Origin of the sequence: Pseudoalteromonas neustonica (assembly GCF_001653135.1) — a bacterium.
Classification (GTDB): domain Bacteria; phylum Pseudomonadota; class Gammaproteobacteria; order Enterobacterales; family Alteromonadaceae; genus Pseudoalteromonas; species Pseudoalteromonas neustonica.
This window is the reverse complement of record NZ_BDDS01000005.1, coordinates 245,800-258,570: the sequence shown is the minus strand read 5'-3', so window position 1 is coordinate 258,570 and position 12,771 is coordinate 245,800. Positions and strand designations below refer to the sequence as shown.

At 39.7% G+C, this 12,771-nt stretch carries 9 protein-coding genes; 6 read left to right on the top strand and 3 right to left on the bottom strand.

What is annotated here, in order from left to right; all coding sequences use genetic code 11:
• Positions 1-32: 32 nt before the first annotated feature.
• On the top strand, positions 33-2,054 hold the full coding sequence (locus A7967_RS09905; protein WP_054205223.1) for a methyl-accepting chemotaxis protein: 2,022 nt from the start codon (positions 33-35) through the stop codon (positions 2,052-2,054).
• Here the strand turns inward: A7967_RS09905 and A7967_RS09900 are convergent.
• Complete coding sequence (locus tag A7967_RS09900) at positions 2,044-4,677, bottom strand: sensor domain-containing protein (RefSeq protein ID WP_231659038.1); 2,634 nt, start codon at positions 4,675-4,677, stop codon at positions 2,044-2,046. The genes A7967_RS09905 and A7967_RS09900 overlap by 11 nt on opposite strands.
• Before the next feature lie 168 nt (positions 4,678-4,845).
• Here A7967_RS09900 and ubiD point away from each other — a divergent pair, with 168 nt between their 5' ends.
• From ubiD to A7967_RS09875, 5 genes are all read left to right on the top strand, one after another.
• On the top strand, positions 4,846-6,312 hold the full coding sequence (gene ubiD, locus A7967_RS09895; RefSeq protein ID WP_054205224.1) for a 4-hydroxy-3-polyprenylbenzoate decarboxylase: 1,467 nt from the start codon (positions 4,846-4,848) through the stop codon (positions 6,310-6,312).
• 106 nt (positions 6,313-6,418) lie between these two features.
• Positions 6,419-7,132: an NAD(P)H-flavin reductase gene (gene fre, locus A7967_RS09890; RefSeq protein ID WP_054205225.1), complete on the top strand. Its 714-nt coding sequence runs from the start codon at positions 6,419-6,421 to the stop codon at positions 7,130-7,132.
• A gap of 126 nt (positions 7,133-7,258) precedes the next feature.
• Positions 7,259-7,579, top strand: a complete 321-nt coding sequence (locus tag A7967_RS09885) for a hypothetical protein (protein ID WP_054205226.1) — start codon at positions 7,259-7,261, stop codon at positions 7,577-7,579.
• Between the two features lie 77 nt (positions 7,580-7,656).
• A complete protein-coding gene (locus A7967_RS09880) occupies positions 7,657-8,370 on the top strand; it encodes a helix-turn-helix transcriptional regulator (protein ID WP_054205227.1) in 714 nt (237 codons plus the stop codon).
• Positions 8,371-8,489: 119 nt separating this feature from the next.
• On the top strand, positions 8,490-8,903 hold the full coding sequence (locus tag A7967_RS09875) for a CBS domain-containing protein (protein ID WP_054205228.1): 414 nt from the start codon (positions 8,490-8,492) through the stop codon (positions 8,901-8,903).
• Between the two features lie 16 nt (positions 8,904-8,919).
• On the opposite strand, the gene add is transcribed toward A7967_RS09875, so the two are convergent.
• Entirely contained in the window at positions 8,920-9,921 is a 1,002-nt protein-coding gene (gene add, locus A7967_RS09870; RefSeq protein WP_054205229.1) for an adenosine deaminase, read from the bottom strand.
• Between the two features lie 151 nt (positions 9,922-10,072).
• Entirely contained in the window at positions 10,073-12,754 is a 2,682-nt protein-coding gene (locus A7967_RS09865) for a CHASE domain-containing protein (RefSeq protein ID WP_054205230.1), read from the bottom strand.
• Between the last annotated feature and the right edge of the window lie 17 nt (positions 12,755-12,771).

Genomic DNA, 12,771 nt, shown 5'->3' with positions numbered 1-12,771 from the left:
CTCATTATTTAGCCTGTATTTATGAGTGTGCTATGCAAACAATTGCAATAAAATATAAAGTGGTATTTGCATTTTCCGCAATTGGTCTGCTGATGCTAGCCAGTAGTAGCTTTTTTTATTGGTCTCTTGGCAAAATTAGCATCGCGAACTCAGATATTGAAACGCTCGCAGTCCCTGTGCAGCAGCAAAGTAAGGCACTGCAACTATCACTGCTGTCGATCACTAAATTTAATGCCGTCGCGTATAGCCAAAGTACAGTAGTAAAATTACAGCAAGAGCAGCAACGCGCAATAGCTGAGCAAAAAAAGCTAAACGAAAAGCTCTCTCAACTGCAGCAACAGCTACAAGATCAGCCAAAAATGCAATCGCTACTATCACTTATAGGTAATAGCTATACAAACCTCGCTGAGACTAGCTCCAGCATGTTCAGTGCAAAAAAATCTGGCTTAGACGCTGGCATTGCTGTCGAAAAATCAAGCAGTTTTTATACAGTGAATCTCGCTACTTTAAGTAACGCGCTACTTGATTTAGAGCTTTTAGAAGTAACCAGTCAACAACAGCGATTATTGGATTCAATCGTGGGTACTGCAACTCGAATAGATGATCTACTTTTCACTCTTGCCAGTAATGTAAAAAGTATTAAGTACATTAGTTCACTAAAAGTGCTTAGCGAGCACCAACAAGACACCGATTTTTTACTTGATAATATTCGCTCAAACTTTACCTATTTACAGCAACAAGCCAGTGAACTACACAATGCAGCAAACTTTACGTCTCTTACAGCTCAAATGGCTGACGTTAATGAACAACTAGCTACCATTTACCAGCAGCAAAATACAATGCTTACTAATCGCATTTTAGCCGAAAAAACATTCACAGATTTTCAGCAACAATTTCAAGATACCGAACAACTAATAATCCAACTTACTCAACTTGCTGATCAACGCTTTACAGCCTTACAAAACGATGCAAAGTCAACAATAAGTACAGGCTCTACATTGGCTGTAATTATTAGCCTCATACTGATTTCATTTGCAGCTTTGATCTCTGTGCTGACTACAAGATCAATGCTTAAACCCTTAAATGCGGTAAATAAAGCGCTATCCAGAATAGCATCAGGAGATTTATCAAGACGTACTCACCCACGCAGTGATGATGAGTTCGGCGCATTATTAAATAATATTAATCGGCTCAGTGATGATTTAAGTAAATTGCTCGTTGATATCAGCGACAATGCACATACTTTGGACCAATCAGCAATTAGCACCAGCGAACAAGGGCAGCAAATGACTCTTGCAGCACAGCAGCAACTTACACGAATCGCAGACGCGACATCACTTGCCGAAAATATGCTAAACAATTCTCAAACAGTATGTGAACAAGCTGATATTACCTCTAATGAAATAGCCAATGCTTCGCAATTTGCTAATGACGTAAACCAAATTGCTGATAGGAATAGTCAGCGAATTGAAGCGCTACTTACTCGTCTTGATCAAGCAGTACTTTGTACAGAAGAGCTCACGCAACACACCCAATTAATTGGCGCAATTGTAGATACTATTAGCAGCATTGCCGAGCAAACTAATTTACTTGCCCTCAATGCTGCGATTGAAGCCGCCCGAGCGGGTGAAAATGGCCGCGGTTTCGCTGTTGTGGCCGACGAAGTTCGCTCTCTTGCTGCGCGAACGCAAAGTTCAACGAGCGAAATCCATACCATGATCCAAACGTTACAACATCAAGCCAGTTCTGCCCATCATGAAATCAACGATGGCCAACAACAAGCACAACAATGCGTAACAAACAGCAGTGAGCTAAACCAAGCAGTCGATAAAATAAAAAGTACCTTAGCCACAATTAACCAAATGAGTCAGCAAATAGCTAACTCTTCACACCATCAACTTGATAACAGTAATGATATTAAACAAATCATGGCTAAAGTAACTATACAAGCACAAAATAATGCTAACCACGCCAACACTTTAGCCAGCCAAAGTGAGAATGTAAACCAACTAGCTCACTCTTTAGCAAGTGCTGTTGAAAGGTTTAAATTTTAATGTGCGAGCTATTCGCTTCTAAAAACAACTCAAATTCATCATTCGGTAAGCCCTTACTATATAAAAACCCTTGTATGTAATCGCAATTTAAATTGCGTAGAAAATCCTCTTGCTCTTGGGTTTCAACCCCTTCGGCAATCACTTTTAGTTTTAAATTATTTGCCATGGAAATAATGGCACTGACCAAAGCACAATCTTCAGTGTTATCAGGTAGTTCTTTTATAAACTCGCGATCAATTTTGAGCTTAGTTAACGGAAAGCGCTTTAAATAGCTTAAAGAAGAGTAGCCGGTCCCAAAGTCATCTATTGCTAAACCAACGCCTTGGGCGCGAATTGCTTGTAATTGCTTTAATGTTGTATCACTACTATCTGCAAGCACTGTTTCAGTAATTTCAAGACTTAAACACTCTGCTGCGAGTCCTGTTTCAGCCAAGCACTCTTTAACTAATTCAGATACATTCTGTCGGACAAACTGCACACTAGAGAAGTTAACCGTAATAAAGAAGTTACCATCGAGCTTACAACACCAGTTACTGGCTTGCTGACATGCTTCACGCAATACCCATGCGCCAATTGGCACTATCAAGCCTAGCTCTTCACAAATAGGGATAAAATCAGCAGGCGAAACATGACCTAATTCTGGGTTATACCAACGCAGTAGAGCTTCGCAACCGAGCCTTTCACCATCAATACTTATAATTGGTTGATAATGAATCGTAAACTCATTGTTACTGAGCGCTTTGTGTAACGCCCCCTCAAGCTGACTGCGAGCTTGTGCCTGTTCATGCATGCCTGGTGTAAAGAACTCAAAACAGTTTCGCCCCTTTTCTTTCGCTTTATACATTGCACTATCTGCATTGCGAATAAGAATTTTACGCTCCAAGCCATCATCAGGGTAAAGCGTTATACCCATACTGCCCGAAACAAATACTTCATGCTCTGCGATTACAAAAGGTGAGTTCAAAGCATTAAGTACTTTTAACGCAATATGTTCAATTTGATTAACAGTATTGATGTTCGTCAGCAGGAGAGAAAACTCATCCCCTCCTAAGCGCGCAACAAGGTTACCACTACTCATACACGCCTTTATTCGTTTTGACGCCTCTAATAATAATAAGTCTCCCGTTGCATGTCCGAGGGTATCATTCACACTTTTAAATCGATCTAAATCAATAAAGCAAATAGCTAAGCGTTTTTGCTCTGCTTGAGCATGCAACATTTGCTGATCAACCTTATTATAAAAGTGCTGCCTATTTGGCAAGCCTGTTAACGTGTCTAAATTAGTTTGTAGCCACATTTCTTGTTCATTTTCTTTGCGTAAGCTAATGTCGTTTAGAATTGCCACAAACATTTCTATATTTTTTGTATCATCAAAAACGACTGCAATACTCAGCCAGCAAGGGTAAATACAACCATCTTTACGTCGGTTCCATATTTCACCTTCCCACTGCCCTTGTGTATTTAATTGCAAATACATCGCTTTGAAAAACTCACTATTATGTCGGCCAGAGTTAAGTAAACTTGGCGTTTTCCCTAAGGCATCATCTTGTGAGTAACCTGTAATATTTATAAAAGCACGATTCACCATAATGATTTCGTTTTTGCCATTGGAAACAAACACTCCCTCATTAGTAGTCGCAAAAACAGTACTCGCTAAACGTTGTTGACGTCGCGTGGCTATACGCTCTGAAATATCATGTATAAAATGAATGCTTCCCAAGTGACGAGCATCATTATCAACCACTTTCGTACAGGTATATTCCCCCCAAAAATTTCCTTCTGCACCTTTATATTCATGCTCATTAATTGCATCGCTAGATAGTGTTTGGCTCACCTCAAACTCATACATAAAACGACCAAAAAGTGGCATTTTAGCGGTTAGTATTTGTTGTGCTTTTTTATTTGCAGCAGAAATACGTTGGTTCGGTTCAGCAAAAATAAGTAAGTCATCAATACTATCAAAAATAGCTTGCAGCTTAGAGCTATCTTGCTGCGCTGCTCGCTTTGCTCTTCGTAATCGTGTTGCCAGTACACTTAAAATTAGTAATAGTACGCATAGTAAAGCAATTGAAATAATCGCTAGTAAAAGCTGATCACTTTGCTTCTTTTCTATTTCACCTATTTGTATACGAATTAGCTCTTCGAGGTTTTCTTGGTAACGCCATAACTCTTTTTCTAAACTTCGTTGTGAAGAGATATCATGAATCACCGACAACAGCTGTGTTTTACCATTAACATTAAAGGGGGTTGAATAGACACTGACAGTACGCATATCACCGCTTGCTAAACGATGTTTAAAAACAAAATAATTACGACCTTCAGTACGTGCAGCTGCACGCTCTTGTGCCACCTGCTCGTTAGTAAAAATATTAATTTGCTGAATAGATTTTTTTTCCAGCTCACTTACATTGAAACCATAAAATAAGGCCGCGGCATCATTTGCTTGAACAATATCACCTGACTCAGGGTCAATAATTAACATAATAGCACTGTGGTTTTTAAAAAGAGCCGGGGAAATAATAGTGGATAAATCATCGGCAGCAATACCCGTACGACAATGAAGGCAGGCCATAAAAATAATTACTTTTAAAATTAATACCTTATAAATAAAAGTTTTGCGCAAGTGAACCCCCCTTTCTTATCTAAAGTATAACTATAGCCCAATGAAACTTTAATGTGAGAAAGGCAATAAATGAAAAATAATAATGTAGCATAAACAAAGCCGAGTAAACTCGCTAATAAAAATGACTCAAGTATAATGACTCTAATTTAAGCCTTAAAGCAGCCGACAATGAAATATAAAGATCTCCGTGATTTTATCAAATTACTAGAAGAAAAAGGTGAGCTTAAACGTATTCACCAAGAAATTGACCCTTACCTAGAAATGACCGAAATAGCCGATCGCACGCTGCGAGCTCAAGGCCCAGCTTTACTGTTTGAAAACCCCAAAGGGCATTCGATGCCTGTTTTAGCCAACCTATTTGGCACACCTAAACGTGTTGCTATGGGCATGGGTAAAGATGATGTTAGTGAGCTTCGTGAAGTTGGTAAACTACTGGCATTTCTAAAAGAGCCAGAACCACCAAAAGGCATTAAAGAAGCGCTAGGGCAAATTCCGGTATTTAAGCAAGTACTTAATATGCCAGCCAAAGAAGTAAAAAAAGCACCTTGCCAACAAATTATCATTGAAGGCGATGAGGTAGATTTAACTAAACTGCCAATCCAACATTGCTGGCCTGGCGATGTAGCTCCCCTTATCACTTGGGGCTTAACCGTCACCAAAGGACCTTACAAAAAGCGTCAAAACTTAGGTATTTACCGTCAACAATTACTTGGTAAAAATAAAATAATCATGCGCTGGCTTTCACACCGTGGCGGCGCACTTGATTTTCAAGAATGGTGTAAAGAAAACCCTGGCGAACCTTACCCTGTATCAGTCGCACTTGGCGCAGATCCTGCTACAATTTTAGGTGCAGTAACGCCTGTACCTGACACCCTAAGTGAATACGCATTTGCTGGCTTACTTCGTGGTAGCAAAACAGAAGTAGTTAAGTCGATATCAAATGATCTACAAGTGCCTGCCAGTGCTGAAATCATATTGGAAGGCTATATCATGCCTGGTGAAGTAGCGCCAGAAGGTCCTTATGGCGATCACACTGGTTACTACAATGAAGTGGATGAATTTCCAGTTATGACCGTCACGCATATGACGCATCGCAAGGATCCAATTTACCACAGTACTTTTACCGGCCGTCCACCAGATGAACCTGCAATTCTAGGCGTTGCACTAAACGAAGTATTCGTACCAATCTTACAAAAGCAATTTCCTGAGATTGTCGATTTTTACTTACCGCCTGAAGGCTGCTCATACCGCATGGCTGTCGTGACCATGAAAAAACAATACCCTGGCCATGCTAAACGAGTAATGATGGGTGTATGGTCGTTTTTACGTCAATTTATGTACACTAAGTTTGTAATCGTGTGTGATGACGACGTCAATGCCCGAGACTGGAACGACGTAATTTGGGCTATTACAACACGCATGGATCCCGCTCGTGATACAACTTTAATTGAAAATACACCGATTGACTATTTAGATTTTGCATCACCTGTTTCTGGCCTTGGTTCTAAAATGGGTATGGATGCAACCAACAAATGGCCTGGTGAAACAACGCGCGAATGGGGTGAACCTATCGTTATGGACCAAGCCACTAAAGACCGTGTTGATGATATTTGGCAAAGTCTTGATATTCTATAGTTTGATCATCTAACTGATGAATTAACAGTCTATAAAATCCCTGTGCAGATATGCTAGAATTGAGAAATTCGAATGCGTATCTGCAAACAGTGCTAAAAGGTAAACCATGCAAACATTACATGCTGACGTTGTTGCTATCAGCCCATTAACTGAATTTGTTCACAAAGTTATTTTAAAACCAATTGAAAGTGTTAAATTTGAAGCAGGCCAATACTTACAAGTTGTGCTTGGTGAGAAAGACAAGCGTGCATTTTCAATTGCTAGCCGTCCTTCACAGTGTGACGAGCTTGAATTACATATTGGCGCATCTGCAGTTGACTCATACGCCATGCAAACCCTTGAACATTTACGTGATGCACACACTAACAATACCAAAGTAACCATTGAAACGGGCTTAGGTATTTCGCAACTACGCCTACAATGCGAACGCCCGATTATTTTACTCGCTGGCGGCACTGGTTTTTCATACGCAAAATCAATGGCTGATCATTTAAGCGAAATTGGTTGTGACCGCCCTGTTTTATTTTATTGGGGTGTACGTGAAGAATCGGCTTTATATGCACACACTGAAATGCAAACGTGGGCTAATAGCCGAGAAAACTTTACTTTTATCCCTGTCGTTGAAAACCCAACAGTCAGCTGGACAGGCCATACTGGCTACGTACATAAAGCCGTGATGAGCGATATTGCCTCCCTTTCGCCATATGATATTTACATGGCAGGGCGTTTTGACATGATTGGCATCGTACGAGATGATTTTATTGCTCATGGTGCAATCCGCGAAAACATGTACGCTGACGCATTCGCGTTTATTAAGTAATAAAAAATCCATTATAGCCAGCTTAATTATTTCAATTGCACCAAATTGATATAATTAAGCTGGCTACTGACACTCCCTGACAATACATTATGGTTTACTGTTCGCTCTTAAACAAGGAGCACAATTATGACCACTAACGTAATCGAAGTTATCACTTTTAAACTAAATAACGACACAGATTTGGCACAATTTCATATCGCCAATAATACCTTCCAAAACTTTATCGACAAGCAACCAGGAGTGTTTTATCGCTCACTTGCTAAACAAGCAGAAACCCAGCAATATATTGATGTTATATACTTTGCGACTCCCGCAGATGCGAAACGAGTGAGTGATATGTTTTTTGAAAACGAGCAGTGCCAACAATTTGCAGCATTAATTGAAAAACAAAGTGTACAATTAACCCATTACGAAGTATTAAGCCAAACAGCTTGCCAGCAAAGTTGAGCTACCTAAAGTCTGAGTTAAATTACTTCCCAAAAATCCGCTTAAATACATTAACTTAAACGATAAAGGATACGTTCGTGCATAAATCAGAGCGGCTGTTTCAATTAGTAAATATGCTAAAAGGTCGCCGCTTTGCGGTTACTGCAAATGAACTTGCTAATCGACTGCAAGTATCTCAACGAACCATTTATCGCGATATTCAACACCTTCAAAGTTCTGGCGTGCCCATTGAAGGTGATACGGGGGTGGGTTACCTAATAGCACACTACGATCTTCCCCCAATGATGTTTACATTAGAAGAATTACAAGCGCTTCTACTAGGTAGTAAAATGGTGAGTGCATGGACTGACCCACAATTAGCTGCCAAAGCCCAAGCTGCAATAGCTAAAATAAATGCCGTATTGCCTGAAAAGCTAAAACAGCAAGTCGAAGAATTACCTTATTTAGTGTCGGCCTTTAACCATGATAAAACCCACCAAGAAATTACATTGCAACTTCGTAAAGCTATTACCAATAAAACCTGTATTGAATTTCATTACCTAGATGTTAACCAGCAGCCAAGCCACCGCATTGTAGATCCTCTTGGGCTCGTATATTGGGGCGCAAAATGGACGCTCATCGCTCACTGCCAATTACGTAATGACTATCGGGAATTTCGCTTAGATCGCATCCAAAGCATTACCTCACTAGCGAATACATTCAACACCAGTTCACACAAAAGTCTCTCACACTATATTGAGTTAGTTAAAGCAAAATACCACGTTGATATTGATTGCCCGGAAAATAAATAAATTACCAACAACTGGTGATCTGATTGTTTTAACCTATCAGAGCAATCAACATAAACAATTTCCCAAAAACCCATTCATTAACCATACTTTGTACAAGTCATTAACGGGGAGAGACCCAAATGTTAAATACAAAAGTAAAAGATTTTATGCAACGCAAACTACCCAATATCACACCTGAAACTGAAATGACTACGGCTATTTCAGAATTACAAAAATTCAAACTGATGGGGGCACCTGTATTTAATGAGGATAAGTGTTTGGTAGGTTTTATTTCTGAACAAGAACTACTAAAGCCATTAATGCAAAATAGTTATTTTTGTGATGGCGTAGTCAAAGTAGCTCAGCTGATGCAAACTGATGTGGTTACCGTCAGCGGTGATACCAATATTATTGAACTAGCCGAACAAATGAAAACGGGAAAGCCAAAAAATTACCCTGTTGTAGAGGGCACAACGGTGATTGGTATGATTGGCCGAAGCGATATTCTTAAAGCTCTTTTTGACAACTACTTAAGCTGTCAAAAAGAACATTAGGTGGCGTACGTCGCTGCTATTTAGCAGCGGCACTCTGTTTTAACTGTTGCTTTTCAGCATCACTCAAATAGGCTATCTCGAGTGCATTTACTTGCGCTTTTTCCATGTCAGCTTGCGTCAGACCAGCCGCTGGTGCGGCAACTGCATATTCATGCTCAATTTCAATGCCTTCAACAGCAGGATCATCCGTATTAATACACGCTAAAATACCATGATCTAAAAAGCGTTTCAGTGGATGCACATCTAAGCTAGCAACGGTACTCGTTTGCACATTACTGGTTAAGCATGATTCAATGCCTATGCGATTATCTCGCAGGTAGTCCATTAGCTTTACATCTTCAATCGCTTTTACACCATGGCCAATACGCTCTGCTCCAAGCTCATTAATTGCTTGCCAAATACTTGCAGCACCAAGTGCTTCGCCCGCATGAATAGTAGCGGCTAGGTAGGCATTTCGGACCTGTTTAAAGTGATCAACAAATAGCTCTCCCGGAAAACCAATTTCATCACCGGCTAAATCTACAGCCACTAAATCACTTTTAAATGCAAGCAACGCATCAAGCTCTTGTTGACAAATTTTGGTGCCATAAGTACGTGACATAATGCCAATTAAATTAGCTTTAACACTGCTGCTTTGAGTGGCACTTTTTATACCATCAACCACGGCTTCTACAACGCCTTGCGGATGCAGCCCTTGGCTTTGCGCCATATAATAAGGGCTAAAACGAAGCTCAACATAATCTAAACCTTGCGCTTGTGCATCTTCAATGTTTTCAATTGCAATACGACGACAGGCATCATAATCACCCAGTACGGCGACACCCCAATCTAATTTTTGCAAAAAGGCCATTAGGTTTGGTTCTGGATCAATGACTTGCACATGCGGTATTAGCGCCGCCACATTATCGGCGGGTAATTTGATATTGAACTGACGGCCCAAATCAAGAATAGTTTGCGCACGAACATTACCGTCTAAATGGCGATGGATATCTAGCAAAGGGAGTTTTTTATTAATCATAATTAGCACTCAGTCAGTTAAATTTGCGCGGATCATACGCACTTAAATAGGTAATTCAAGTTTAGATGATTTTGTTTTCTTTATTGAGGTCATTTGTCTGCATGACAAAGATGAAAACATTTAAAATAAATGCCAAAAACGCTTTATACACTTATTGTAAATAATGCCACATCGTTTTAAATAATTTATCAGCATCAATTGGTTTAGTTAAGTAATCGTCCATACCTGTTGCTAATGCTTTTTTCGCATCCTCATCATGCGCATTTGCTGATAAGCCAATAATAGGCAGCTCGCTCATAAATAGCTCATTACGAATAACCTTAGTCGCTTGTAAACCATCCATATTAGGCATTTGAATATCCATAAGAACTAGGTCATAAGGTGTCTGTGACACTTTTTCAATCGCCTCAAAACCATCATTAGCAATATCCGCAACGCACCCTTTTGTTTTTAATATTGCAGTTGCAACATGTTGGTTTAGGGGGTTGTCTTCTACTAATAATATTTTAAAATCAACAAACGATAAGCTGCTTGTATCTATATCGTTGAAGCGTGTTTCTAACTGCTCTGTTTTTGCTAGCGGTGAAATGCGTGGCAAAGTAAAAGTAAATGTAGAGCCCAGCCCTTGTTTACTTTCCAGGCCTATTGCTCCTCCCATCAACTCAACCAGCTTCCTACAAATACTTAAGCCTAAGCCTGTACCACCATACTGGCGTGAAGTAGAACTGTCAGCTTGTGCAAACGGTTGGAATAATTGCTGTTGAGCATTGTCGTTAATACCTATGCCTGTGTCATTCACACTAAAATAAGTAACGCTCTCACTTTGCCATATTTTTAATGTAATAGTCCCTGTTGCGGTAAACTTAATGGCATTATTTAGTAAGTTTAATAACACTTGCTTTAGCCGAATTGGATCGGTATCTATCTGTAATTGTGCGCCACGATCTAACTCCAACTGCAAATTGAGTGCTTTAATATCCGCCTCAAATTGCACTAAGTTCATAACCTCATCAATAAGGTGATTAACCTTTATGGGTTCTTGTGCTAAATCAAGCTTATCGGCTTCCATTTTTGAATAGTCGAGCACATCATTCAGCACCCTCAAAAGCACGCTAAGTGCACCATCAGCTTGTTCTATGTAACGGCGACCTTGTTGCCAATCTTGCTGTTGCAACGCTAAATAATGCAAACCTTTAATACCGTTTATTGGTGTGCGTACTTCATGACTCATGTTCGCTAAAAATTGGCTTTTGATTTGACTCGCTTCATCTGCTTTTTGTTTTTCTTGACGTAAAATCCGTGTTTGCTGAGCGACTTGCTCCCTCACCTGAATATTAGTACCCGTTACTGATATCAAGAAGGTAATTAACAACCAAACAAATAACATACCCACTATTTGTGCAAGCCAATACATGACCCATGATGTTTTTGATTTAGGCTCAAATAGCTGCACTTGCCAAATACGTTTTCCAAGTAAAAGTTGATACTCGTTTAGCAATTCAACATTCGCACTTTGAGTTTGATAAATTAATTGCTGATCATTCTCATCTGTTACATCGTAAAAATGGGCGCTTATCTTACTGTCATGATTAAACCATAACGATTGAGATAAGCGCGATAAACTCACCACCCCAACAACAAACCCTTTAAAATCACCCTGAGTATCTAAATCTCCAAACACAGGGAAGAAAAACAATACACCATTACCATCAGCATTACTTTGGACTAACCCTATAGGTTCACTTATTACCAATTCATTCAATGCTTTTGACATCATTAACGCATCATATCGCTGCTCATTGGAAGCCAAATCAAACCCAAGTACAACCTCATTTCCTACTATTGGATGGGCATATTGCACAGGGTAGTACTCATCTCGAATTGAGACAGGCTGCCAGCTTTGTCCTGATGACTTTTCTTTAATATAAAAATCATCAACCCCTTCAAGCTGAATACCCTGTTGGTATTGGGTTAGCTCGGTTTTAGTAACACGCGGTACCCATTCAAATGCTAAAATTTCATGGCTATAATCCAACTGCTTTGAAGTGAAGCGCTTAAACTCTTGGTAATTAACCTCATCACTACTGGCAAAAAAGGTCGCGAGAAGAGTCAAATGCCCTGTTATTTCAGATATTTTATGATTGATTTCAGATTGCACAGCAGCAACCTTAGCACTTTGTTTTTGAATGTTTTTTTCTTTTTTGACACTAGCCGCAGCGTAAAAACTCAGGCTAATCACCATATAGATAAATAACGAAGGGAGAATAACCTGTAGTCGATGGCGCATTTGTGAATAATTGAACGCTGCCAATATTAGCGGTGTAAAAATCAACACCCCTATACTGTCGCCAATCCACCATGCTATAAAATTATCAACGGCGACATGGGCAGGAATAACCTGATTATAAACTAACAGTGTAGTGCCTATTGACGCTGCAATAACACAACAAATAGGGCCTGCAACAATTAAGCTATGAACGCTGCGTTTTAAAGATGATAAATCTAAAGGGGCTTTAATTACATTTACAATGAGGTAGCTACCAAACCACGCCTGAAAAGTTGCAGCTAAAGAAACTATTAAAGCCTGAAGGAATACTTGCCAATGTAATATATCAACAACACGATCAAGGTGAGCAAGATTAGTAAGCAGTGCACCGAGCAAAATCCCCGCTAAAGCTCGGCGCCCACATAATAAAAAACCAGCTAAAGCGATACCCGATGGCGGCCATGAAGCAACAGCATATCCATCAACAGCCAATAATAAATTACTAAAAAAACCAGTCGTAAAATAAGCAAAAGCAAGGCTAACAGTCAGAGTAAATATATTCTTCATATGCTCTGGCGCTCCTA